This window comes from Isoptericola sp. NPDC057559, from assembly GCF_042801555.1.
Taxonomy (GTDB): domain Bacteria; phylum Actinomycetota; class Actinomycetes; order Actinomycetales; family Cellulomonadaceae; genus Isoptericola.
On sequence record NZ_JBHVFQ010000007.1, the window covers coordinates 81,138 to 105,161 of the forward strand.

At 74.0% G+C, this 24,024-nt stretch carries 22 protein-coding genes and 1 tRNA gene; 11 read left to right on the forward strand and 12 right to left on the reverse strand.

Annotation, left to right across the window (positions count from 1 at the left end):
- The first annotated feature begins 25 nt into the window (after window positions 1-25).
- The 3 genes from ACFU5J_RS09410 (at window position 26) to rlmB (ending at window position 3,749) form a co-directional block, all read left to right on the forward strand.
- A complete protein-coding gene (locus tag ACFU5J_RS09410; RefSeq protein ID WP_430576634.1) occupies window positions 26-1,231 on the forward strand; it encodes an alanine racemase in 1,206 nt (401 codons plus the stop codon).
- 72 nt (window positions 1,232-1,303) lie between these two features.
- Window positions 1,304-2,728: a cysteine--tRNA ligase gene (cysS, locus tag ACFU5J_RS09415; RefSeq protein ID WP_430578553.1), complete on the forward strand. Its 1,425-nt coding sequence runs from the start codon at window positions 1,304-1,306 to the stop codon at window positions 2,726-2,728.
- A 28-nt stretch (window positions 2,729-2,756) separates the two neighbouring features.
- On the forward strand, window positions 2,757-3,749 hold the full coding sequence (gene rlmB, locus ACFU5J_RS09420; protein ID WP_430578554.1) for a 23S rRNA (guanosine(2251)-2'-O)-methyltransferase RlmB: 993 nt from the start codon (window positions 2,757-2,759) through the stop codon (window positions 3,747-3,749).
- A 100-nt stretch (window positions 3,750-3,849) separates the two neighbouring features.
- On the opposite strand, the gene ACFU5J_RS09425 is transcribed toward rlmB, so the two are convergent.
- The 4 genes from ACFU5J_RS09425 to ACFU5J_RS09440 all read right to left on the reverse strand — a co-directional run bounded on the left by ACFU5J_RS09425 (window position 3,850) and on the right by ACFU5J_RS09440 (window position 8,971).
- Window positions 3,850-5,175, reverse strand: coding sequence for a DUF4032 domain-containing protein (locus ACFU5J_RS09425; protein WP_430576631.1), 1,326 nt, complete (start codon window positions 5,173-5,175; stop codon window positions 3,850-3,852).
- Window positions 5,176-5,250: 75 nt separating this feature from the next.
- A complete protein-coding gene (locus ACFU5J_RS09430) occupies window positions 5,251-6,375 on the reverse strand; it encodes an ABC transporter ATP-binding protein (protein WP_430576630.1) in 1,125 nt (374 codons plus the stop codon).
- A 218-nt stretch (window positions 6,376-6,593) separates the two neighbouring features.
- Window positions 6,594-7,511 carry a trehalose-phosphatase gene (gene otsB, locus ACFU5J_RS09435; RefSeq protein ID WP_430578555.1) on the reverse strand — a complete coding sequence of 306 codons (918 nt, stop codon included), beginning with the start codon at window positions 7,509-7,511 and terminating at the stop codon, window positions 6,594-6,596.
- Window positions 7,508-8,971, reverse strand: coding sequence for a trehalose-6-phosphate synthase (locus tag ACFU5J_RS09440; protein WP_430576628.1), 1,464 nt, complete (start codon window positions 8,969-8,971; stop codon window positions 7,508-7,510). The genes otsB and ACFU5J_RS09440 overlap by 4 nt, the downstream gene beginning before the upstream one ends.
- 243 nt (window positions 8,972-9,214) lie before the next feature.
- Between ACFU5J_RS09440 and ACFU5J_RS09445 the strand changes: the two genes are divergently transcribed.
- From ACFU5J_RS09445 to ACFU5J_RS09455, 3 genes are all read left to right on the forward strand, one after another.
- A complete protein-coding gene (locus tag ACFU5J_RS09445) occupies window positions 9,215-11,149 on the forward strand; it encodes a serine/threonine-protein kinase (RefSeq protein ID WP_430578556.1) in 1,935 nt (644 codons plus the stop codon).
- 138 nt (window positions 11,150-11,287) lie between these two features.
- Window positions 11,288-12,085, forward strand: a complete 798-nt coding sequence (locus tag ACFU5J_RS09450; RefSeq protein ID WP_430578557.1) for a DsbA family protein — start codon at window positions 11,288-11,290, stop codon at window positions 12,083-12,085.
- 52 nt (window positions 12,086-12,137) lie between these two features.
- Window positions 12,138-12,213 (forward strand) — tRNA-Thr (locus tag ACFU5J_RS09455).
- An 86-nt stretch (window positions 12,214-12,299) separates the two neighbouring features.
- On the opposite strand, the gene ACFU5J_RS09460 is transcribed toward ACFU5J_RS09455, so the two are convergent.
- Together ACFU5J_RS09460 and ACFU5J_RS09465 are read right to left on the reverse strand one after the other, a co-directional pair.
- Window positions 12,300-13,199 carry an SGNH/GDSL hydrolase family protein gene (locus ACFU5J_RS09460; protein ID WP_430576625.1) on the reverse strand — a complete coding sequence of 300 codons (900 nt, stop codon included), beginning with the start codon at window positions 13,197-13,199 and terminating at the stop codon, window positions 12,300-12,302.
- 66 nt (window positions 13,200-13,265) lie between these two features.
- A complete protein-coding gene (locus ACFU5J_RS09465; protein ID WP_430576968.1) occupies window positions 13,266-13,916 on the reverse strand; it encodes a uracil-DNA glycosylase in 651 nt (216 codons plus the stop codon).
- Between the two features lie 141 nt (window positions 13,917-14,057).
- Between ACFU5J_RS09465 and ACFU5J_RS09470 the strand changes: the two genes are divergently transcribed.
- The 4 genes from ACFU5J_RS09470 (at window position 14,058) to groL (ending at window position 17,473) form a co-directional block, all read left to right on the forward strand.
- Window positions 14,058-14,399, forward strand: coding sequence for a DUF3263 domain-containing protein (locus tag ACFU5J_RS09470; protein ID WP_430578558.1), 342 nt, complete (start codon window positions 14,058-14,060; stop codon window positions 14,397-14,399).
- 91 nt (window positions 14,400-14,490) lie between these two features.
- Window positions 14,491-15,156: a LytR C-terminal domain-containing protein gene (locus ACFU5J_RS09475; protein ID WP_430578559.1), complete on the forward strand. Its 666-nt coding sequence runs from the start codon at window positions 14,491-14,493 to the stop codon at window positions 15,154-15,156.
- Between the two features lie 136 nt (window positions 15,157-15,292).
- Window positions 15,293-15,496, forward strand: a complete 204-nt coding sequence (locus ACFU5J_RS09480) for a cold-shock protein (RefSeq protein WP_430576622.1) — start codon at window positions 15,293-15,295, stop codon at window positions 15,494-15,496.
- Between the two features lie 351 nt (window positions 15,497-15,847).
- A complete protein-coding gene (gene groL / locus ACFU5J_RS09485; protein ID WP_430576621.1) occupies window positions 15,848-17,473 on the forward strand; it encodes a chaperonin GroEL in 1,626 nt (541 codons plus the stop codon).
- A gap of 103 nt (window positions 17,474-17,576) precedes the next feature.
- On the opposite strand, the gene ACFU5J_RS09490 is transcribed toward groL, so the two are convergent.
- From ACFU5J_RS09490 to ACFU5J_RS09505, 4 genes are all read right to left on the reverse strand, one after another.
- Window positions 17,577-17,867 carry a WXG100 family type VII secretion target gene (locus ACFU5J_RS09490; RefSeq protein WP_429733705.1) on the reverse strand — a complete coding sequence of 97 codons (291 nt, stop codon included), beginning with the start codon at window positions 17,865-17,867 and terminating at the stop codon, window positions 17,577-17,579.
- A gap of 115 nt (window positions 17,868-17,982) precedes the next feature.
- Window positions 17,983-18,699, reverse strand: coding sequence for a hypothetical protein (locus ACFU5J_RS09495; protein ID WP_430578560.1), 717 nt, complete (start codon window positions 18,697-18,699; stop codon window positions 17,983-17,985).
- Window positions 18,700-18,813: 114 nt separating this feature from the next.
- The gene (locus ACFU5J_RS09500) at window positions 18,814-20,460 is read right to left on the reverse strand and encodes a sensor histidine kinase (protein ID WP_430578561.1); all 1,647 of its coding nucleotides are present in this window, start codon (window positions 20,458-20,460) and stop codon (window positions 18,814-18,816) included.
- The gene (locus tag ACFU5J_RS09505; RefSeq protein WP_430576618.1) at window positions 20,457-21,191 is read right to left on the reverse strand and encodes a response regulator transcription factor; all 735 of its coding nucleotides are present in this window, start codon (window positions 21,189-21,191) and stop codon (window positions 20,457-20,459) included. Before ACFU5J_RS09505 ends, ACFU5J_RS09500 begins: the two co-directional genes overlap by 4 nt.
- A 106-nt stretch (window positions 21,192-21,297) precedes the next feature.
- On the opposite strand from ACFU5J_RS09505, the gene ACFU5J_RS09510 reads away from it, so the two are divergent.
- Window positions 21,298-22,542 carry a winged helix DNA-binding domain-containing protein gene (locus ACFU5J_RS09510; protein WP_430576617.1) on the forward strand — a complete coding sequence of 415 codons (1,245 nt, stop codon included), beginning with the start codon at window positions 21,298-21,300 and terminating at the stop codon, window positions 22,540-22,542.
- Window positions 22,543-22,561: 19 nt separating this feature from the next.
- Here the strand turns inward: ACFU5J_RS09510 and ACFU5J_RS09515 are convergent, their stop codons facing one another.
- Window positions 22,562-23,176, reverse strand: coding sequence for an NYN domain-containing protein (locus ACFU5J_RS09515; protein ID WP_430576616.1), 615 nt, complete (start codon window positions 23,174-23,176; stop codon window positions 22,562-22,564).
- A 36-nt stretch (window positions 23,177-23,212) separates the two neighbouring features.
- Window positions 23,213-23,965: a PspA/IM30 family protein gene (locus ACFU5J_RS09520; RefSeq protein WP_430576615.1), complete on the reverse strand. Its 753-nt coding sequence runs from the start codon at window positions 23,963-23,965 to the stop codon at window positions 23,213-23,215.
- Window positions 23,966-24,024: the final 59 nt, after the last annotated feature.

The window sequence follows — 24,024 nt, forward strand, 5'->3', positions numbered from 1 at the left end:
CCCCCGGCCGGTGTAGCGTGCCGCCATGACCCAGACGGAGCGGCTGGCCCGCGCGACCGCGCACCTGCCGGCGCCCGTGGCCGTGGTCGACCTCGATGCCTTCGACGCCAACGCGGCGGACCTTCGCCGCCGTGCCCGCGGCGTCCCCGTGCGCGTGGCCAGCAAGTCGGTGCGCGTGCGCTCCCTGGTGGGCCGTGCGCTCGACGCCGGCTTCGAGGGCGTCATGGCGTTCTCGCTGTCCGAGGCGCTGTGGCTCGTGCAGGAGGGCACCCGGGACGTGCTGGTCGGCTACCCGACGGTCGACGCCGACGCCCTCGCGCGGCTCGCCGCCGACGTCCGCGCCCGGCGCGAGATCACCCTCATGGTCGACGACGTCGCCCAGCTCGACCGCCTGGGCGCGGCCCTGCGCTCCGCCGGGCTGCCCGCCGGCACCGACGCCGACGCGCTGCCCGACGTCGCGGTCTGCCTGGACGTGGACGCGTCGCTGCGGCTCGAGGTCGGACCCGTCCAGCTGCACCTCGGCACGCGCCGCTCCCCGCTGCGCAGCCCGGAGGACGCCGCGACGCTCGCCCGTCGCGTCGAGGCCCTGCCCGGCGCGCGGCTGCGCGGGCTGATGTTCTACGAGGCGCAGGTCGCCGGCCTGCCCGACACCAACCCCGCCGTCCGGCTGGTCAAGCGGCTGTCCGTCACCGACCTGGACCGTCGCCGCGCCGAGGTGCGCGACGCCGTCCGGTCCGCCGTCGGGCACGACGTCCCGCTCGTGAACTCCGGCGGCACGGGGTCGCTCGAGACGTCGTCGGCCGGCCCGGCGGTCACCGAGGTCACCGCCGGGTCGGGGCTGTTCGTGCCCGGCCTGTTCGACGGCTACCGGGCCTTCGACCCGCGGCCCGCGGCCTTCTTCGGGCTGGACGTCGTGCGCCTGCCCGCGCCCGGCTGGGCCACCGCGTTCGGGGGCGGCTACGTCGCCTCCGGGCCGTCCGGCCGCTCGCGCCTGCCGCGCGTCGCGACCCCCGGCTGGTCGCTCACCGGGACCGAGGGCGCCGGCGAAGTCATGACGCCCCTGCGCCGCCGCCCCGGCGCCCCGCCGCTGGCCGTCGGCGACCGCGTGTGGCTGCGGCACGCGAAGGCCGGCGAGCTCATGGAGCGGTTCGACGTCGTGCACCTGGTCCGGGGCGACGAGATCGTCGAGACCGTCCCGACCTACCGGGGCGAGGGGCGCACCTTCGGCTGACGCGAGGTCCCGCGCCCGCCGCACCCCGCCGGGAGCAGGGAGGACGGCAGGTCCGGCCGGTACCCTGGACCGGTGAGCCTTCGCCTGTACGACACCGCGACGCGCGACGTGCGCGACTTCGTCCCCCTGACCCCGGGCGAGGTCGGCATCTACCTGTGTGGCGCCACCGTCCAGGCCCCGCCCCACATCGGCCACCTGCGCCCCGTGATCGCCTTCGACGTCCTGCGTCGCTGGCTGGAGCGCTCGGGCCTGCGCGTCACGCTCATCCGCAACGTCACCGACATCGAGGACAAGATCCTCGCGAAGGCCGCGGCCGCCGGCGTCGAGTGGTGGGCGCACGCCGCCACCCACGAGCGCCTGTTCACGCGCGCCTACGACGCCCTCGGCGTCCTGCCGCCCACCTACGAGCCGCGGGCCACGGGCCACGTGCTCGACATGGCGGAGCTGATGCAGCGCCTCGTGGACCGCGGCCACGCGTACGCCACCGGCCCCGGCGACGTCTGGTTCGACGTGCGGTCGTGGCCCGCCTACGGCGAGCTGACCCGGCAGCGGCTGGAGGACCTCAACCCCGAGCCCACGGGCGACGACGCCGCGGCGTCCGCCAAGCGCGACCCGCACGACTTCGCGCTCTGGAAGGCGCCGAAGCCGGGCGAGCCCGACACGGCGTCGTGGGACACCCCGTTCGGCCGGGGCCGCCCCGGCTGGCACCTCGAGTGCTCCGCGATGGCGCGCCGCTACCTGGGCGACGCGTTCGACATCCACGGCGGCGGCCTGGACCTGCGGTTCCCGCACCACGAGAACGAGCAGGCCCAGTCGCGCGCCGCCGGGTACGGTTTCGCGCAGCGCTGGATGCACTGCGCCTGGGTCACCCAGCAGGGCGTCAAGATGAGCAAGTCGCTCGGCAACGGCCTCCTCGTCACCGAGCTGCTCGCCCAGGCGCCCGCGCCCGTGATCCGCTACGCGCTCGCCGCCGTGCAGTACAGGTCGATGCTCGAGTGGTCGCCCGACACCCTCGACGAGGCGCGCGCCACCTGGGAGCGCCTCTCCGGGTTCGTGGAGCGCGCCACCGAGCGCGTCGGCGCGGTGACGGCGGACGAGGTCGCGAAGGTCGACCTCCCGCCGGCGTTCGTCGAGGCCATGGACGACGACCTCAACGTGCCCGCGGCGCTCGCCGTCGTGCACGAGCACCTGCGCGCCGGCAACAGCGCGCTGGCGTCGCGTGACGACGCGGCCGCCCGGGCCGAGCTCGTCGCCCTGCGCGGCATGCTCGACATCCTCGGCCTCGACCCCGCCGACCCGCAGTGGGCCGACGGCGCCGGCGACACCAAGGCCCGCACCGCGCTCGACTCGCTCGTCGCGGCGGAGCTCGACGCGCGGACCGCGGCCCGGGCCGCGAAGGACTGGGCCGCCAGCGACGCCATCCGCGACCGCCTCGCGGCGGCGGGGGTCGTCGTGCAGGACTCCGCCGACGGCGCCCGCTGGACGCTGACCGACTGACCGCTCGACCACCCTGAGAAGAGACACCATGGCAGGCAACACCCGGCGCCCCGGCGCCGTCCGCAAGGCCGGCAGCAAGAAGGGCGCGCAGGTCGGCACCGGCGGCCACGGGCGCAAGTCGCTCGAGGGCAAGGGGCCGACGCCGAAGGCGGAGGACCGCACCTACCACCCCGCGCACAAGCGCAAGGCGGCCGCGGAGAAGCGCGAGGCCGTGGAGACGCAGCGGGGCGCGAGCAAGGGCGTCGTGCGCGGCACCCGCCGCCCCACGGGCGGCGCGGAGGTCGTGGCGGGCCGCAACGCCGTGCTCGAGGCGCTGCGCACCGACGTCCCCGTCACCGCGGTGCACCTCGCCGCGCGGATCGACCACGACGACCGCACCCGCGAGATCCTCGAGCTGGCCTCGACCCGGTCCGTGCAGCTGCTCGAGGTGTCGCGCACCGAGCTCGACCACCTCACCGAGGGCTCGGTGCACCAGGGCGTCGCAGCGCAGGTGCCGCCGTACGACTACGCCGACGTCGACGACCTGCTCGACGCCGCCGCGAAGGCCGGGCAGGCGCCGCTGATCGTCGCGCTCGACGGCGTGACCGACCCCCGCAACCTCGGCGCCGTGCTGCGCTCCGCGGGGGCGTTCGGCGCGCACGGCGTCATCGTCCCGTCGCGCCGCTCCGCCGGCGTCACGGCCTCCGCCTGGAAGGTGTCCGCCGGCGCGGCGGCCCGCGTGCCCGTCGCCAAGGTCACCAACCTGTCCCGCGCCCTCACCGACCTCAAGAAGTCCGGCGCCTTCGTCGTCGGGCTCGACGCCGGCGGCGACACCGAGGTGCGCGACCTCGCCTTCGCCACTGACCCGCTGGTCCTCGTCGTCGGCTCCGAGGGGCACGGCCTCTCCCGGCTCGTGCGCGAGACCTGCGACGCCGTCGCGTCCATCCCCATCTCGTCCGACGTCGAGTCGCTGAACGCCGGCGTCGCCGCGGGGATCACGCTGTACGAGGTGGCGCAGGCGCGTCGCACCGCCGCCGAGTGAGGCGCCGCCCGCCGAGCGAGGGCGGGCACTGCGCAGGGGACGAGGCCCCGCGCGGTCGTGGCCCAGGCCACGACCGCGCGGGGCCTCGCTCCGTCCCGCGTCAGGTCGAGAGGTGGAAGTGGTCGTCCTCGGGGGCGCCCTCCGGGCCGGTGTCGACGTCGGCGTCCTGCTCCCCCGGAGGGGCGCCGAGGATGGCCTTCTCGTCGGGGCGGTGGCGCAGCACGTTCTCGACGTACGACGCCGTGGCCTCGGGCATGGGCACGTCGCGCCCGGCCTGCTCCGAGATGAACCAGCGGTGGTCGAGGATCTCGTGGAACAGCTGGGCGGGTTCCAGCTTGCGGCGCAGCTCGCGGGGGACGGCGCGGATGGTCGGCTGGAAGACGTTCTGCGACCAGTCGTGCGCGACCATCTGCGGGTCGTCCTCCTGGCGGTCCGTGGCGGCCACGTAGGAGTCGAGGTCGTTGAGCAGCCGGCGGGCCTGGTTGTCCTGGACGTCGAGGCCGGTGAGGCGGAACAGGCGGCGCGAGTGGTGGCCGGCGTCGACCACCTGCGGCTGGATGCGCACCGTGGTGCCGTCGATGTCGGTGGTGATGGACAGCTCGCCCACGTCGAAGCCGAGGTCGTTGAGCCGGTCGATCCGGGCCGCGACCCGCCAGCGCTCGTCGGCGCCGAACGACTCCACGCCGGTGAGTGCCTCCCACAGCTCGGTGTACCGGGAGACGAGGGCGTCGCCGATGGCGAGCTCGTCCACCTCGGCGTCGAGCAGCTCGCCCGCCGCGAGGTCCATCAGCTCGCCGATGATGTTGGTGCGGGCCAGGTCGACGTCGTACTCGCGCTGGCCGCGGGACAGCTCGCGGTGCAGGTCGCCCGTCTCGGCGTCGACCAGGTAGGCCGCGAACTGGTGGGCGTCGCGCCGGAACAGCGTGTTCGACAGGGAGACGTCGCCCCAGTAGAAGCCGACGAGGTGCACGCGCACCAGCAGGACGGCGAGCGCGTCGATGAGGCGCGACGCGGTGTCGGGACGCAGGGCCTGGCTGAACACCGCGCGATAGGGCAGGGAGAAGGCCAGGTGCTCGGTGACGAGAGCCGCCTCGAGCGGCTCTCCGGCGTCGTCGCGCCGCCCGGTGACGACGCCCACCGGCCGCACGGACGGGATCTCGAGCTTGCGCAGCTGGCGCAGCAGCTCGTACTCGCGGAACGCGACGGACTCGCTGATCTCCTTGATGGCGAGCACGCGGCCGTCGAGGCGCACGAACCGCACGACGTGCCGCGAGATACCGCGGGGGAGCGCGGCCAGGACGTCCGCCGGCCACTCGGCCAGCGGGGTGCGCCACGGCAGGTCGAGCAGCGCGGAGTCCGGCGTCGCCGACGTGATCTGCAGCTGTTCGGTCTCCACGGTCATCCCCACCTCGAGAGCACCCGCCATGACGACGAGCGCATGTCAGCGTAGACGAAGGGCGGGCCCGGCAGCAGCCGGACCCGCCCCTTCGTCTGACGCGGGTCAGCCCAGGCGGTTGCCCGTGGCGGCCGAGAAGACGTGCGCCTTGCCCGGCTTGATGGCGACGTGGATCTTGTCGCCCTTCATCGGGACGTCGCGCGGGTCGATGCGCACGATGACCTGGTTCTCGCCGGCGCCCGAACGGACCTCGGCGTCCTCGGCGAACTCGCCGACGAGGGTGCCGTAGACGAACGCGTCGGAGCCGAGCTCCTCGACGAGGTTCACGAGGACCGGGATCGCGTTGCTGTCGGCCTCGGAGACGATGTCGAGCGACTCCGGGCGGAAGCCGATGGTGACCTTGCCGCCGTCGGCCTCGGTGAGCTGCGACACGACCTCGCGCTCCAGGGGCACGCGGGCGGGGCCGACGTGCGCCACGCCGTCGTCCACCTTGAAGGTGGCGATGTTCATCGCCGGCGAGCCGATGAAGCCCGCGACGAAGACGTTGGCCGGCGTGTCGTACATCTCGCGCGGCGTGCCGACCTGCTGCAGCAGACCGCTCTTGAGGACCGCGATGCGGTCGCCCATGGTCAGCGCCTCGGTCTGGTCGTGCGTGACGTACACGGTCGTGACGCCGAGGCGACGCTGGAGCGACGCGATCTGCGTACGGGTCTGGACGCGGAGCTTGGCGTCGAGGTTCGACAGCGGCTCGTCCATGAGGAACACCTGCGGCTGGCGCACGATGGCGCGGCCCATGGCGACACGCTGACGCTGACCGCCGGAGAGCGCCTTCGGCTTGCGGTCCAGGTACTCGGTGAGGTCGAGGATCTTCGCGGCCTCCTCGACGCGCTGGCGGATCTCGGCCTTGGGGGTGCCGGCGATCTTCAGCGCGAAGCCCATGTTGTCCGCGACGGACATGTGGGGGTAGAGCGCGTAGTTCTGGAACACCATCGCGATGTCGCGGTCCTTCGGCTGGACGTCCGTGACGTCGCGGTCGCCGATGAGGATGCTGCCACCGTTGACGTCCTCCAGGCCGGCGAGCATGCGCAGCGAGGTGGACTTGCCGCAGCCCGAGGGGCCCACGAGGACGAGGAACTCGCCGTCCTCGACGTGCAGGTTGAGCTGGTCGACAGCCGGGCGCTCGGTGCCCGGGTAGACGCGCGTCGCGTGGTCGAAAGTGACCGTAGCCATGGTTGCTTCCCTCTCCACCGGCAGGTACGTGCCGGACGATCCGTTGTGGGTGGGTGCCGTAGCGCTTTCACGAAAGGCGTGTCGGCGGTGACACATTCTGTTGTCCTGCGCGCGAGCCCTGCCCGGAGGGCTGGGACCCGGTGCGCCGCGATGATCGTACATGCCCCGGACGTGACCCATGACACGTCCCAGGTCAGCGACCCACGGACCCCGGCCGGTCAGCCGTCGAGGGCGTCGGCGAGGCGCTCGAGGAGGGCCGCCAGCGCGTCCGCGTCCGCGACCCGGTGCCCGGCGACGGTGGGTCCGGGGCCCACCTTGACGCCGAGGTCGTCCGGCCCGAGCACCGCGAACGCGGCCTCGTCCGTGGTGTCGTCGCCGGCGTAGAGCACCAGCGCGCGGACGTCGTCGGCCTCCTCCAGCTGCTCGCGCAGCCGGTCGACGGCGATCCCCTTGGAGGTGTGCACGACGGCGATCTCGACGACGTCCTTGCCGTGCATGGCGTGCAGGCCGAGCCGCCGGGCCACGGCGTCCGCGTCGGCGACCGCGGCGCGCGCGTCCTCCGGGTCGCTCAGCCGGGTGTGCAGGACGGCGGCGCTCGGCTTGTCCTGGACCCAGGCGCCGCGCCGGCCGTCGACGGCGTCCTGCAGCCCCTCACGCAGGCGCCCGAGGGCCTCCTGCTGCTCGGACGTGAGCTGGAGCGGCACGGCGTCGACGCCGTGCGCGGTGACCCGGCCGGTCTCCGCGCCGTGGCTGCCCACGAGGTAGGTGCCGGCGGGCACCCCCGAGCGGGCGGCCAGGTCCGTGAGGTTGCGGCCGGAGACGAGCGCGAGCTGCAGCTCGTCGCCGTCGCCCGCGGCCGGCCGGGCGGCGAGGCCGGCGAGCCGGTCCACCGCGGCCCGCGCGGCGGGCGTCATGGCCGACGCCGACGGGTCGTCGACCAGCGGCGCCAGCGTCCCGTCGAAGTCCAGCGCGACCAGCCGTACGCACCGCCGCGTCGCCAGGTCGGGCGGGCCCGCGAACGCGAGCACCGCGGCGAGGGCGTCGTCGTGCGCGCCGGGCACCGGTGGCTCGTCCACCCGCGGCTCGTTCCCCATGGGCTCGTTCTCCGAGGTCCCGTTCTCCGAGGTCCCGTTCACCCGTGGCTGCTCCGCGGCGGCATGGCGGTGAGCACGCCGAGGAACGTCTGGGACCACTTGGCGACGTCGTCGGCCATCACCTTGCGCCGCAGCCGGCGCATGCGGCGGCGCTGCTCCCGCGGCGGCATGTGGGCGGCGGCGACGATGGTGTCCTTCATGCCGTCGATGTCGTGCGGGTTGACCAGGAGCGGCCCGGGGGCGAGCTCGTCGGCCGCGCCCGTGAACTCGCTGAGCACCAGCACGCCCTGCTCGTCCGACCGCGCCGCGATGTACTCCTTCGCCACGAGGTTCATGCCGTCGCGCAGGGACGTCACGAGCATGACGTCGGCCGCGAGGTACAGGGCGGCCATCTCGTCGGGCGGGTAGGAGTGGTGGAGGTAGTGGATGGCCGAGTGCCCGAGCTCGCCGAACTCGCCGTTGATGCGGCCCACGAGTCCTTCGACGTGCTCGCGCAGGTCCTGGTAGGCGCCCACGTTCTCGCGGCTGGGGCTGGCCACCTGCACCAGCGTGGCGTGCTCGACGTCGAGGCGGCCGTCCTGCAGCAGCTCCCCGTACGCCTTGATGCGGTGCCGGATGCCCTTGGTGTAGTCGAGGCGGTCGACGCCCAGCATCATGATCTGCGGGTCCCCCAGGTCGGCGCGGATCTCCTTCGCCCGCGCCTGCACCTCCGGCTCGCGGGCGAGCGCGTCGAAGTGGTGGGAGTCGATCGAGATCGGGAACGCGGCCGCCCGCACGTGCCGCGAGGGGCCGCCGTCCTCGTCCGCCACGGTGATGATCGGACCGCGGGTGGTGTGCTTGGTGAGCCGGCGCACCGACCGCACGAAGTTCGACGCGTCGCCGCCGCGCTGGAAGCCGATGAGGTCGGCGCCGAGCAGGCCCTCGACGATCTGCGTGCGCCACGGCAGCTGCTGGAACAGCTCGACCGCGGGGAACGGGATGTGGTCGAAGAAGCCGATGCGCAGGTCGGGCCGCAGCTCGCGGAGCATCTTGGGCACCAGCTGGAGCTGGTAGTCGTGCACCCACACGACGGCGTTCTTCGCCGCCTGCGCGGCCGCGGCCTCCGCGAACCGGCGGTTGACCCGGCGGTACGCGTCCCACCACTGGCGGTGGTAGGTGGGCGGCGAGATGACGTCGTGGTACAGCGGCCAGAGGGTGTCGTTGGAGAACCCCTCGTAGTACCGCTCGATCTCCGGGGCGCTGAGCGTGACCGGCACCAGCAGCATGCCGTCGGCCTCGAACGGCTCGTGCTCGAGGTCCGGGGCGCCGGACCAGCCGACCCACGCGCCCTCCGCCTCCCGCATCACGGGCTCGAGAGCGGTGACCAGCCCTCCGGGCGAACGCTGCCAGTCCACCTCTCCGTCGGCGTCGACGGTGAAGTCGACCGGGAGCCGGTTGGCGACGACGACGAGGTCGTAACCGTCGTCCCCGTGATGGCTGCTTGACGATCCTTTGCCTGTCAACGGACCTCTCTCCAAGGATTCGGTAGCACTGCGTCGAACAACGCCCCCGAGGGACAGGGTACCGAGACGGTCCTCGCCTCGCCCCGCTGCGCCCCCGACGGGACCGGACCTCGTCCGCCACGGCACCGCCAGGGGACCGCCACGGCGACCGCGGGCGCGAGGCCCCGCGACCTGCCCGGAACCTGCCCGGGACCCGCGCGGCACGGCGCGCCGGGGGATGGCGGGACGACTACGGTGTGGCCCATGGGAGAGGTCGACGAGATGCAGGTCCCGGGGCGGGCCCCGGTGCCGGGTGCGTCGTCGGCCCCGCCGCCCGCTGCCCCCGCCGTGCGGCGGACCCGCGACGGCGGCCTCGCCGAGGGCGCCGAGGTCGGCGGGTACACCGTCGTGCGGCCGCTCGGCAGCGGCGCGATGGGCGCGGTCTACGAGGCCGTCGACGGCGGCGGGAACGCCGTCGCGCTCAAGGTGCTGCACGCGCACGTCGACGCCGACCCCGCCGGCCGCGAGCGGCTGCGGCGCGAGGCCGCGTCCCTGCAGCGCCTGCGCCACCCCGCCGTCGCGCAGGTGCTCGACGCCGAGCTCGAGGGCCCGTACGCGTTCGTCGTGACCGAGCTGGTGGACGGCGTGACGCTGGAGGAGGAGGTCGACGAGCGCGGCCCGCTCGACGCCGCCGACGTCTTCTCCCTGGCCGACCAGCTCGCCGACGCGCTGGAGGCCGTGCACGACGCCGGCGTCGTGCACCGCGACCTCAAGCCGTCCAACGTCATGATCACCGCCCAGGGCCCCGTGCTGATCGACTTCGGCATCGCGCAGGGCCCCGGCGACGCCCGGACCACGTCCGCCGGCTTCGTCATGGGCACGCCCGGCTACATCGCCCCGGAGCTGCTCGACGGCGGCGCGCCCGTCGCCGAGACCGACTGGTGGAGCTGGGCCGCGCTCCTCGCGTTCGCCGCGACCGGCCGCTCGCCGTTCGGCGTGCGACCCACCGAGCTCGTGCTGCGCCGCTCCCGGGAGGGGCGGCCCGACCTGGTCGGCGTGCCCGCCCGCACCGCGCGGGCGCTCGCCGGCGCGCTCCAGGCCGACCCCGCCCTGCGCTGGGGACCCACCGAGGTGGCGAAGGCGCTGCGCCGCGACCTCGACGACGCCCTGGGCGGCGCACCGGACCCGTGGGCCTCTCCCGACGCCACGCAACGGATCGCGCAGTCGGCCGAGACCCAGCGGGTGGGGCTGCCCACGCAGGTCGTGGCGGCCGCGGACCCGCCCGCGCCGGCCGCACCGCCCGCTTCGTTCGCCCCCGCCTCGACCGGCGCCGTCCCCGCGGTCCCGCCGCCGCCCCCGCCGCCGGCCGCCACCGGCGCGGTCGCCGTCGCGCCGGAGTCGCTCGACCCCGAGGACCCCACCCAGACGATGACGGCCCTCGAGCGCGACCGCCTCCAGGCCCAGGACGGCGCGACCCGCGCCATCCCCGTCGGCGACGTCCGCTACAAGGGGTACGACCAGCTCGTCGAGGAGATGCCCCTCGCCCCCGAGCCGCCCGGGCCCTACGTGCGGCCCGTGCACCCCAAGCGCTCGGGCTCCGCGTTCGCCGTCGGGCTGGTGCTCGTGGCGCTCGCGGCCACCCGGCCCCTGATCGGCTTCGCCGCCCTCGTCGTGCTGGTGCTCGCGTGCCGCACGGTCGCGACGTCGGGCGACGCGCTGCACCGGCGCCGTGAGCACAAGGGCGTCCGCGGCTCGGACGGCGTGGTCGGCACGCTGCTGTTCCCGTGGCACGCGTTCATGGGCGTGCTCGGAGCGGTCCCCGCGGTGCTCGTCGGCGCGTGCGCCGGGCTGCTGACCCTGCTGGCCGGCTGGTGGCTGTTCGGCGCGGGGCACCTCATCGTGCTGCCGCGCGCCGACCTGGAGGCACGCTCCCAGGGCGGGATGAACGAGGACGTCGTGTTCAACGGCGTGCTGGCGGGGGTGATGGTCGTCGCGCTGCTGGCCACCTGGTTCGGACCCGCCGGCGGCACCGCGCGCGAGGGCGGTCGCACCCTCCTGGCCCGGATCGCGCCGGGGAAGATCGGGGCCGCCGTGCTGGTGGGGGTCTGCCTGGCGGCCACCGCGCTGCTCCTCGCCCCCGTGCTCGGCAGCCCGACCATCGACTGGTGGCCCCTGACCGGCCCGCCCGTGGTGCTGTGACGAGGACCGCTCGCTGACCTGCGCCGCTCCCCGGTGGGTGCCCAGGTGGCGCGGGTAGGCTTCGCCCCGTCCGGCGCTGCCGCGCCGCCGCCCCGATCCCCCGAGGACCTCGAGGACACGATGTCGAAGAACCCGAACATGTCGAAGGCCGAGCGCCGCGACGCCGCCCGCGCCGAGGCGCTCGCCCTCCGCGAGAAGGAGCAGCAGCGCGACCGCCGCAACCGGATCATCACCCTCTCCGTGCTCGCCGTCGCGCTCGTCGCCCTCGGTGTCGTGGTGTGGGTGATCCTGCAGCAGGGCGCGAAGAAGAACGTCGACGACGTCCCCCTGGCGGACGTCACGATGCCCTCGACGGCGCAGCCCGACGGCGGCATCCCGGTCGGCAAGGACGGCGCGGCCGGCACGGAGAACGCGGACGCGCCCGTGATCGACGTCTACCTCGACTACATGTGCCCCGTCTGCGGCCAGTTCGAGCAGACCAACGCGGACACCATCGACGAGATGGTGGCGGCCGGCGACGCGACCGTCGTCTACCACCCGATCTCGATCCTCGACCGCGCGTCGCAGGGCACCGAGTACTCGACCCGCTCGGCGTCCGCGGCGGCCTACGTGGCCGACCAGGCGCCCGAGGCGTTCCCCGCGTTCCACGCGGCGCTCTTCACGAACCAGCCGGCGGAGAATACCCAGGGGCTGACGGACGAGCAGCTCGCGGGCTACGCCGAGGACGCCGGTGCGCCCGCGGACGTGGCGAAGGCCATCGAGGACGGCACCGCGCGCGAGACCTTCGGGCAGTACGTCTTCTCGGCCACGACGGAGATCCAGAAGAACGAGGGCTTCACCGGCACCCCGTACGTGCTGGTCGACGACACCGTCGTGTCGAACTGGAACGACCCGTCCGCCCTCCAGCAGGCCGTGGACGCGGCCGCCAAGGGCTGACCCGTGGCGCGCGGCGCGGCCTGCCCCTCCCGGTAGGCTGTGCCGCGCTCCCGCCGCCTTAGCTCAGCTGGTAGAGCTCCCGTCTTGTAAACGGAAGGTCGTCGGTTCGAATCCGACAGGCGGCTCCATCCGCCCGGTGCGACGGCCGGGCACGACGAAGGGGCGGACCCGGTGGGTCCGCCCCTTCGTCGTTCCTCCGCGTCGGGACGTGCCGTCAGCGGGCGTCGTCGGCGGCACCGGCGGTCGGCCACGGCGTGGGCTCGGCCCACTTGGGGGGCCGGCCGTCGCCGCTGGACGTGTGCCGGATGCGGCGCTGCACCCACGGCACGACGTGCGTGCGCGCCCACTGCGCGTTGGCGCGCGCCCGCTCCACGAACGCCTGCGGCGGCAGGGGGTCGAGCGCGACGCCGTAGTCGGCGTCGTCGGGCTCGAGGCCGAGGCCGACCAGGCCGGCGTCCGCGACGCGGCGGTGGCCCTCCGGGGTGAGATGGATGCGGTCGTCGGACCACATGCGCAGGTCGAACAGCGGGTCGAGGCCCCACAGGTCGAGCACGTGCGCGCCGTGCTTGCGGGCGATGGTCCAGATGTTGGCGTTGTACTGGCCCACGCGCCCACGGGTCCAGCTCAGGCCGGCCCCCGCCTTGAACCCCGTGCCGAGCAGCACGTCGGCTCCCGTCGCGCGGACCTTCGCGACGCCCTGCTCCAGGCGGGCGGAGAGCACGTCGACGTCGGCCTGCGGGCGCAGGATGTCGTTGCCGCCGCCGACGAAGGAGACCAGGTCGGGCTGCATCGCCAGGGCGACGTCCACCTGCTCGTCCAGGATGTGGCGCAGCAGCCGCCCACGGATCGCGAGGTTCGCGTACTCGAACGTCTCGCCGGCGGCGGCGCGCCGGGCGGCGAGGGCGTCGGCGAGGCGGTCGGCCCAGCCGCGCTGCTTCGCCGCGGACTCCGTGCCGGCGGGGGCGGGGGAGCCGTCGTCGAACGGGTAGGGGTCCCACAGCCCCTCGGTGAACGAGTCGCCGATCGCGACGTACCGCGCCCACGTGGGGGCGCTCGTCCGGGGGGTCGTGCCGTCAGGGTTCGTGGTGGGTGCCTGCGTGGTCACGTCCGCCATTGTGCCCCTCCGCGCGCGGCGGGTGCTCGGGGCGACGGCGTGGGCGGCGCCGCGGGGGAGCGCCGGTCAGGCCAGGCGCCAGTCCACGGGCGCCCCGCCCTGGGCCTCGAGCAGCGCGTTGACCCGGGAGAACGGTCGCGACCCGAAGAAGCCGCGGTACGCGGACAGCGGGCTGGGGTGGGCGCTCTCCACGGTGGGGACGTCGCCCAGCCACGGCTTGAGCGACGCGGCGTCCCGCCCCCAGAGGATCGCGACGAGCGGGCCGCCCCGCGCGACGAGCGCCTTGATCGCGGCCTCGGTGACCTGCTCCCAGCCCTTCCCGCGGTGCGAGGCGGGGGTGCCGGGCCGCACGGTGAGCACGCGGTTGAGCAGCATGACGCCCTGGTCGGCCCAGGGGCGCAGGTCACCGTTCGACGGCGTGGGGACGCCGACGTCCTCGGCGAGCTCCGTGTAGATGTTCACCAGCGACTTGGGCACCGGCCGCACCTGCGGCTGGACCGAGAAGGACAGGCCCATCGGGTGCCCGGGCGTGGGGTACGGGTCCTGCCCGACGACGAGGACGCGCACGTCCGCGAGGGGGCGCGAGAACGCCGCGAAGATGTTCGGCCCCTCCGGCAGGTACGTGCGGCCCGCCGCGACCTCCGCGCGCAGGAAGTCGCCCATGGCGTGGACCTGCGGCTCGACGTCGGCCAGTGCCGCCGCCCAGTCGGGGGCCATGACCTGGTCGAGGGGCGGCCGGGTGCTCGTCGTCTCCAGATCTGTCTCCACGCCGCGACGCTAGCGCACCCGGTCGTGGGATCGCGGCGCGCGGGGCGACGTCGTCGGGGACGTGGGGCGGAGGCGCCATACTGGGACGCCATGAGCGAGATCTTGGTCCAAGAGGTCCAGCCGGACCCGGAGGCGTCGGGCACGACGGCGGCCGAGCAGGCCGCGACGTCGGCCGAGGGCGACCTCACCGACCGTGACCGCGAGATCCTCGCCTTCGAGCGGCAGTGGTGGAAGTACGCCGGGGCGAAGGAGCAGGCGGTGCGCGAGCTCTTCGGGCTGTCCGCGACGCGCTACTACCAGGTGCTGAACGCCCTCATCGACTCGCCCGCCGCCCTCGCGCACGACCCGATGCTCGTCAAGCGGCTGCGGCGCATGCGCTCCACGCGCCAGCGGGCCCGCTCGGCGCGGCGCCTGTCGGACGGCCAGGGCTGACGACGCACCGCTCGCACGTGCAGGGGCAGGCCAGCGAGTTGCTGGGAGCGCCCTGGACGGGCGGGCGCCCGGAACGGCTACCCTGTCCGCCGTGAGCAAGAGCCATTACTCCTACCCGCCCGACGAGTTCGACGTCCGCGGGCCCGAGGGCACTCCGGTCGGCGTGCATCGTGAGCCGCGGAGCGGGTGGAGCTCGGTGTGGCCGTTCCTGCTGGTCGCCGTCATCTTCGCCGGGATCGCCGTCGGCGTCGTGTCGTTCCTGTCCGACGGCGGCCCCAAGACGCCGCCCGCGGCGGAGCAGACCGCCGGGGCCGGCGCCGACGAGCCGAAGGCGAGCGAGTCGAAGGACGCCGAGGCCGAGGACGCTCCGGCGGACGACGCGAGCGACGAGCCGGCGGACGACGAGCCCGCCGACGGCGAGTCCGACGCCGCCACCGAGCTGCCGGGGGACCCGTCGTCGGCGAACCTCGAGGCGCCGGTCCTGGTGTTCAACGACGGCGCGGGCGGCGGCCAGGCGGCCGCGGGCCAGGGCGCCCTCACGACCAAGGGCTTCACCGACGTCGCGGCGGCGAACGTGCCGGACGCGCTGGCGGGGGCGTACGACGACAGCACCGTCCTGTACGGCGCGGACCGCGCGGACACCGCCAGCGCCGTCGCCGACGCGCTCGGCGTCGACCCGGCGAACGTGCAGGAGTCGGACGACGTCTCCGCGAGCCCCGAGGCCGTGTGGGTGGTGCTCAAGACCCCGGTCGGCTGACGCGCCGCCCTGGGTGCCGACACCTCGGATGCCGACATTCCGGACATCGGTGCTTCCCTTGCCTCGGCGGCCGCTACTAGGCTCCCCCTCACCGTGGGGTGCCTGCCCTGCGGCCGAGCAGCACAAGGAGAAGTTCATGGCCCAGGGCACCGTCAAGTGGTTCAACTCGGAGAAGGGGTACGGGTTCATCACCCCGACCGCAGGCGGGCAGGACCTGTTCGTCCACTACAGCGCCATCCAGAGCGACGGCTACCGCAGCCTGGACGAAGGACAGAGCGTCGAGTTCGAGGTCGGACAGGGGCAGAAGGGTCCGCAGGCCGAGCAGGTCCGCCCGCTCTGACCTCGCGGGCAGGCCGACACGGGGGACACCTCGCGCAGGTCACCGCACGAAAGGCCGGCGCCACCGACCGCAGGGACGCGGACGGGGCGCCGGCCTTCGTCGTGCCCGGGGCGTTGCACGCCCTCGGCGAACGTCTTGCACTCGCCACCCGAGAGTGCCAATAATGGCTTAGCACTCTCGGTCGTCGAGTGACAGCCGCCCCCCGGGGCGGCGTTCTCTCGGGCCGCGGGTGAAGCATTCGGGTCGTTCGGTGAGACCCTCCGTGCGCGCGTGACCTGAACGCCGCGGGGGTGGGTCGTCCGTCGCGGGCACCGGCCGGCCATCTCAGCCACCAGCGGAGGATCAGTCCCCATGGCCAAGATCATCGCGTTCGACGAGGAAGCTCGTCGGAGCATGGAGCGCGGGCTCAACCAGCTCGCCGACACCGTCAAGGTCACGCTCGGCCCCAAGGGCCGCAACGTCGTCCTGGACAAGAAGTGGGGCGCCCCCACGATCACCAACGACGGTGTCTCCATCGCCAAGGAGATCGAGCTCGAGGACCCGTTCGAGAAGATCGGCGCGGAGCTCGTCAAGGAGGTCGCCAAGAAGACCGACGACGTCGCGGGTGACGGCACCACCACCGCCACCGTGCTCGCCCAGGCGCTCGTGCGCGAGGGCCTGCGCGTCGTCGCCGCCGGCGCCAACCCGATCGCCGTCAAGCGCGGCATCGAGAAGGCCGTCGAGGCCGTCACCGAGCAGCTGCTCAACGCCGCGGTCGAGATCGAGACCAAGGACCAGATCGCCGCCACGGCCGCCATCTCGGCCGGCGACACCTCCATCGGCGAGCTCATCGCCGAGGCCCTCGACAAGGTGGGCAAGGAAGGCGTCATCACCGTCGAGGAGTCGAACACCTTCGGCCTCGAGCTCGAGCTCACCGAGGGCATGCGCTTCGACAAGGGCTTCCTCGCCCGCTACTTCGAGACGGACCCGGAGCGCCAGGAGGCCGTCCTCGAGGACCCGTACGTCCTGATCGTCGAGTCGAAGATCTCGAACGTCAAGGACATGCTGCCGGTGCTCGACCAGGTCATGAAGGCCGGTCGCTCGCTGCTGATCATCGCCGAGGACGTCGAGGGCGAGGCCCTGGCCACCCTGGTGCTCAACAAGATCCGCGGCACCTTCAAGTCCGTCGCCGTCAAGGCCCCGGGCTTCGGCGACCGTCGCAAGGCCATGCTGCAGGACATCGCGATCCTCACCGGCGGCCAGGTCATCACCGAGACCGTCGGCCTCAAGCTGGAGAACGCGACCCTGGACCTGCTGGGCCAGGCGCGTAAGGTCGTCGTGACCAAGGACGAGACCACGATCGTCGAGGGTGCGGGCGACGCCGAGCTCATCTCGGGCCGCGTCAACCAGATCCGCTCCGAGATCGAGAAGTCGGACTCCGACTACGACCGCGAGAAGCTGCAGGAGCGCCTCGCCAAGCTGGCCGGCGGCGTGGCCGTCATCAAGGCCGGTGCGGCCACCGAGGTGGAGCTCAAGGAGCGCAAGCACCGCATCGAGGACGCCGTCCGCAACGCCAAGGCCGCGGTCGAGGAGGGCATCGTCGCCGGTGGTGGCGTCGCGCTGATCCAGGCCGGTGCCGCCGCGTTCCCGAAGCTGGAGCTCGAGGGCGACGAGGCGACCGGTGCGCAGATCGTGCGTGCCGCGATCGACGCCCCGCTCAAGCAGATCGCCGTGAACGCCGGCCTCGAGGGCGGCGTCGTGGCGGAGAAGGTCCGCAACCTCACCTCGGGTCACGGCCTCAACGCCGCGACCGGCGTGTACGAGGACCTGCTGGCCGCGGGCGTCAACGACCCGGTCAAGGTCACGCGCTCGGCGCTGCAGAACGCCGCGTCGATCGCCGCGCTGTTCCTCACCACCGAGGCCGTCGTGGCGGACAAGCCGGAGCCGGCCGCGGCCGCCCCGGGTGGCGACGGCGGCATGGGCGGCATGGACTTCTGATCCAGCCAGCCTGAGCCGGCGCCCACGCGCTGACGCACGACGGCGGCCGGTCACCCCGCGAGGGGTGGCCGGCCGCCGTCGTCGTCCCCGGGCGCCTCGCCGGTCAGCGGGCGGCGAAGAGCCGGGTGGCCTGGGCCTCGGCGTCCGCGTAGGTGCGGGACGCCGACGACAGGGCCGCCGTCACCGCGTCGAGCGCCGCCTCGACCTGGGTCTGGGTGGCCTGCCACTGGCCCATGACGCCGGCGAACTGCGTCGCCGCGCCGCCGTGCCAGCTGGACTGCAGGTCCTGCAGGTGCCGCATCATCGCCCCCACCTCGGAGCGGATCGCCGCCACGGACCCGTTCACCGCCGCGCTCGCCTGCGCGACCCGCTCGCTGTCGACCTCGTACCGCACGTGTCCTCCTTCGTCGTCGGACCCCGACCGGGGTTGCCGACGACGACGCTACGGAGCGTGGGGGACGGGCGGCCGCCGTCGTCCACAGGCTGTGGAAGGCCCCGGCCGGGCCGGCTCAGGAAGCGGACGGCGCGACGGTCTCCGGAGGCAGCAGGCGGCGCTCCTTGAGGAGGCGGTGCAGCTCGCCGTCGAGGTTCTGCCGCGCCGGCTCCTCCCACGCCGCGCCCATCGGGCTGCGGTACAGGGACGGGCGCTGCAGCAGCTTCTGCAGCACGCGGATGCGGGCGTCGAGGTAGTCCGCCAGCGGGATGTGCGAGTACTCGGCCCGCACGTTCGCCATGTACTCCTTGTAGCGCTGCGGCTCCGACGCCAGCATCGCCAGGTCGGCGTCGTTCAGCACCGCGGAGTCGACGTCGTCGGGCAGCGGCTTGTGACGGTCGATGGAGTCGACGAGGCGCGCGGTGCGCTGGACCGCGACGGCCGGCAGGCCGAGCTCCGTGAGCTGCGTGCGCGCGAGGTTCGCGCTGACCGTGGTCTGCTCGCCGCCCTGCGTCGCCTGGGCGACCTTGCGCGTCGCGTCGAAGACGGCGCCGTGGTACCAGGCCGCGAGCCGCACGAGGTCGGGCTCGTGCGTCTCCTGGGACAGCTCGTCCACGCGGTGCAGGACGTCGGCCAGGTGGCGCAGGTTGTGGAAGCGCCGGTCCGGGGCGGACCACCGCTCAAGGAGGTCCTCCCCGACGGCTCGGATCTCCGCCTCGTCGGCCGTGGCGCCCGCCCCGTGGCAGGTGCGGACGAACGCGGAGAGGAACCACTGGGGCGCGTCGGCGCTCATGACGCCCATCGCAATCAGACCTTCGGTCGCCGGACTCGGACTGTCCTCCTCGCCAGAGTACGACCGCACGGCGACACCGCAGCGCGGTCGAGGCTCACCGGACCGGTATCCCGTTCAGGCGGACGAGGACGACGCGCCATCGTAGCCGTCCGCCGCCGGGAGCAGAACTCGCACCGTCATCCCGCCGCCGGGGGTCTCGGCCACGGACACGTGACCCTGGTGGGCGCCGACGATCGCGGCGACGATCGCCATGCCCAGCCCGGAGCCCCCGGACCCGCGGTTGCGCGAGGAGTCCGCGCGGTAGAACCGCTCGAACACGCGCTTCGCCTGCTCCGGCGTGATGCCGGCGCCGTGGTCGCGGACCTCGAGCACGGCCGCGCCGTCGGGCGCCCGGCCCACCGCGACCTCGGCCGGCGAGCCGGCCGGTGTGTGCCGCGCCACGTTGCCCACGAGGTTGGTGAGGACCTGACGCAGGCGGTCGGCGTCCCCGGTCACGACCAGGTCCGCCGGCGGGGCGGTGCCGGGGACCAGGCCCGTCACGCCGACCTCGCGCGTCGGGTCCAGGGCGTGCAGGTCCTGGGCGGCGTCGCGCGCCATCGTCACCAGGTGCACGGGCTCGCGGCGCATCGGGCGGCCCTCGTCGAGGCGGGCGAGGACGAGGAGGTCGTTGACCAGCGTGCTCATGCGGCGCGCCGAGTCCTCGATGCGCTCCATGGTGTCGTCGACCTTGTCGGGCGTGTCGAGGGCGCCCATCCGGTACAGCTCGCCGTAGCCCTTGACCGTGGCCAGCGGGGTGCGCAGCTCGTGGCTGGCGTCCGAGACGAACCGGCGCATGCGCCGCTCGGACTCCTCCTGGGCGGAGAAGGCCCGCTCGATCTGCGCCAGCATCGTGTTCAGCGAGGCGGACAGCGAGCCCACCTCGGTCGACGCCGGCCGCTCCGGGACGCGCTGGGACAGGTCGCCCGCGGCGATCTCCGCCGCCGTGGCCTCGATCTCCCGCAGCGGCCGCAGCGACCGGTGCACCAGGACGAACGAGATGGCGCCGCCGAGCAGCACGATGCCGAGCGCCGAGAACAGCAGCGAGCGCGTGAGGTAGGAGACCGTCTGCTGCACGCCGGCGAGCGGCAGCGCGACGTACACCGACTGCTGCGTGGAGAGGTTCACGAAGCCGACGGCCTGCCACTGCGCCGGGTCGGTGCCGCCGGACGACCCGACGGTGAACGGCTGGGCCTTGCGGGCGGCGACGTCGGAGAGGCTCTCGGTGGGGAGGTCCGGGGTGCCGTACTTCTCGAGGTTGTGCGACCAGGCGTAAGGATCCCCGTCGGTGTTCCCGTCGGCGTCGTGGATGGACACGAAGTACTCGGTCGGGAGCCGCGGCTCGGCCTCGGGGGGCTGGCTGACCGCCAGGCTGGCGACGCTCTTCGCCGACTGCCGGAGCTGCTCGTTGGTCTGCTGCACCAGGTAGTCGGAGACCACCGTCCGGGTGACGACCGCGGCCAGGATCAGCCCCGCCGCCAGCACCAGCACGGTGATCACGACGAGCCGGGTGCGCAGCGGCAGCCGCTCGACCCACGACCAGCGCCGCGACCGGGCGGGGCCCGCCCCGGAGGGCGTCCCCGGGCCCGGGGCGGGGTGCGGCGTCGCGGCCGACCGCGGGTCGGCGGGCAGGGCCCGGCCGTCCGCCGTCGCGCCGGGAGCGGCGGGGGCCGCCTCCGGCGTCGCGTCCGCGGTCCCCGGGGCGCCGGGCGTGGGGGCCGTCATCGCGTCTGCGGCGCCCGGAGCAGGTAGCCCACGCCGCGCTTGGTGTGGATGAGGGGAGGCAGTGCGACGTCCTCGCCGTCGGGGCCGGTGACGGTGAGGTTGTCGATCTTGCGGCGCAGGTACGAGATGTAGGACTCGACGATGTTGGCGTCGCCGCCCCAGTCGTACTGCCACACGTGGTCGAGGATCTGCGCCTTGGACAGGACGCGGCCCGCGTTCAGCATGAGGTAGCGCAGCAGCTTGAACTCGGTGGGGGAGAGGTCGATCTCCACGCCGGCGCGACGCACCTCGTGCGAGTCCTCGTCGAGCTCCAGGTCGCCGACGCGCAGGACGGCATCGTCCTCGGGCTCGCCCGCGTGGGTGCGGCGCAGCACGGCGCGGATGCGGGCCACGACCTCCTCCAGGCTGAACGGCTTGGTGACGTAGTCGTCGCCGCCGACGGTGAGCCCCTGCACCTTGTCCTGCGTGTCGTCGCGGGCGGTGAGGAACAGCACGGGGGTGTGGCGGCCCGTGGAGCGCATGCGGCGGGTCACGGTGAAGCCGTCCATGTCGGGCAGCATCACGTCGAGCACGACCAGGTCGGGCTCGACGTCGCGGACGAGCTGTAGCGCCCCGTTGCCGTCGCCGGCCGCGTGCACCTCGAACCCCGCGAACCGCAGGGAGGTGGACAGCAGCTCGCGGATGTTGGGCTCGTCGTCCACGACGACGAGGCGTGCCTCGGGTGCGCTCATGGCTTCAGTGTGCGACCGGGCTCTGAGCGTTGCCTGGGAACGGGCTCGGACGGTCCTGGCGCCCGGGGCGGGCGCGCGTGTGGGTGGCGCGACCCATGATGGGCGGGTGCGGATCACGGGGGAGCAGCGCCGGCGGCGCCTGGTCGTGCGGCAGCTCGCGCTCGGTGTCGAGGGGCCCGGAGGCGGCCCGGCGGCCCGGTCCCCGGAGGACGTCACCCGCCGGCTGGTCGCGCTGCACGCCACGGACGCGCCCAGCGTGCACCTCGCGGTGCTCGCGCGGACAAGGGGCGTCACGCTCGACGACGTGCGCGACGCGCTGTTCGTGCGACGCAGCCTCGTCAAGGTGCTGGGGATGCGCCGCACGATGTTCGTCGTGCCGCGCGAGACCGTGCCGGTGGTGCACGCCGCGGCGTCCGCGGCCGTCGGCCGGCGGCTGCGCGCGCGGCTGCTCAAGGAGCTGGCGACGCTGCCGACCGACCCCCTCGTCGAGGATCCGGAGGCGCTGCTCGCGGCGGCCGAGGCGCAGGTGCACGCGGCCCTGGCCGCCGGCCCGCTCGACGGCGCGGAGCTGTCGAGGGCGGCGCCCCTGCTGCGGACCGCCTTCCTGCCCACCAGCGACAAGGCGTGGGACGTGCGGCGCACCATGACGTCGCCGCTGTTGTCCCTGCTGTCCGCCGAGGGCGCCGTCGTGCGTGGTGAGCCGCGGGGTGCCTGGTCGTCGCCGCGGCACGTGTGGTCGCCGATGAGCGACTGGTTCCCCGACGGCATCCCGGACCTGGACGAGGACGCCGCGCGCGTCGAGCTCGCCCGCGCCTGGCTGGAGGCGTTCGGGCCCGCCACCGTGGCGGACCTCAGGTGGTGGACGGGGTGGAACCTCGGTCAGGCGCGGCGCGCCGTCGCGGCCCTGGACACGCGCGACGTCGAGGTGGAGGTGGGCGCCCCCGGCGCGGGGGCCGTCGCCGAGGGGGTGGTGCTGCGCTCGACCGACCTCGACGCGGACCTCGACCCCGCGCTCGACGACGTCGTGGCCGGGCACGCGGCCCTCCTGCCCACCCTCGACCCCACCACGATGGGCTGGACCGCCCGCGACTGGTACCTCGGCCCGCACCGGGGGCACCTCTTCGACAGCGCCGGCAACGCGGGCGCCACGGTCTGGTGGCAGGGCCGGGTGGTCGGCCTCTGGGTCGTGCGGCCCGACGGCGAGGTCGCGTGGCGGCTGCTCGAGGACGTCGGGGCGGACGGCCGGGCCGCCGTCGCCGCCGAGGCCGAGCGGCTCGGCGCGCTCCTGGCGGGCAGCACCTTCACGCCCGGGTACACGACCCCGGCGTACCGCGAGCTGCTCGCCGGCTGAGCGGCCCCGCCGGCCGCGGTCAGATGTAGCGCAGCGGGTCGAACTCGTCGAGCGGGATGATCCGCACGCGCGGGAGCGAGGTGGTGAACGCGTCGGCGTCGCCCTCGAGGTCGAACATCTGCAGCCCGCGCTCCGTGAGCTGCGTGAACTGGCCGTTGACGAACTCGCGGAACGCCAGCAGGCCCACGCGGCGCTCGCCGCCGAGCAGCGTCTCGATCTGCGGCAGGAAGTCGCCGTCGTGGCTGGCGAGAAGGACGTCGCCGTCCCGGTCCGCGAGGGCGTCCAGCGTGCGCTGGATACCGACGTCGACGACCTTCTCCGTGCCCGACGACGCCAGCGGGATCGGCTTGTAGCCCATCGCCAGCAGCGCCTGCACGAACGCCATCGGCATCTGCCCGCTGCTCGCGTTGAGGAAGAACAGCGGGACGACGTCCTGCTCCCACAGCTGCTGCGCGAAGGCCGAGATGCGGTCCCAGCGCGGCCGCTCCTCGGGGTTCGGCCGCCGCCCCAGCACGTTCATGCCCAGCGTGGCGTCGATGTTCTCGCCGTCCACCAGGAGGTAGGTGCGGCGCGCGGTGCCGTCGGCGGGAGCGGGCGCGCTCGCGGGGACCGGGGCGGTGAAGGCGGGGGACATGCTGCCCAGCGTATCCGCCCGCCCTCACCGGGCCCGTCAGGCCGGGTCGGCCGGGGAGATCTGCGGCGCGGGGGAGCCGCCGGCCTTCAGCGCGGCGAGCCGGGCCTCGAGCTCGATGTCCTTGTCGGAGGACTCCAGCTCGGCGAACTGCGCGTCCAGGGACGACGCGGCGACCTCGGCCTGGCCCATGGCCAGGGCCTCCTCGCGGCGGACGGTCTCCTCGAACCGGGAGATCTCGCTGGTCGGGTCGAGCACGTTGATCGAGCTGATCGCGCCCTGCACCGTCTGCTGCGCCTGCGCCGCCTTCTGGCGGGCCACGAGCTGGTCGCGCCTGGACTTCAGCTCGCCCAGCTTGTCCTTCATCGCCGCGAGGCCCGTCTTGAGCTTCTCGACGGTGACACGCTGCTGCTCGATCATCGGCTGCGCGGTCGTGACGTCGGTCTCGGCGTCGAGCTGCTTGCGCAGCGCCACCTTGGCGAGGTTGTCGAACTTGTCGGCGTCGGCGGCGTTGCCCGCGGCGCGGTACTCGTCGGCCTTGCGCGACGCGGCGAGGGCCTTGGTGCCCCACTCGGCGGCCGCCTGGACGTCCTCGTTGTAGTCCTGCTCGGCGAGCCGCAGGTTGCCGATGGTCTGCGCGATGGCCTGCTCGGCCTCGGCGATGTTGTTCGTGTAGTCGCGCACCAGCTGGTCCAGCATCTTCTGCGGGTCCTCGGCGCGGTCGAGCAGCGCGTTGATGTTCGCCTTCGCGAGCTGGCTGATACGCCCGAGGATGCTCTGCTTCTGCGTCATGGTCGTGCTTCCTTCCGTCGCCCTGCTGAGGTGATGTTCGAGGTCACTGCCTGCCAGAA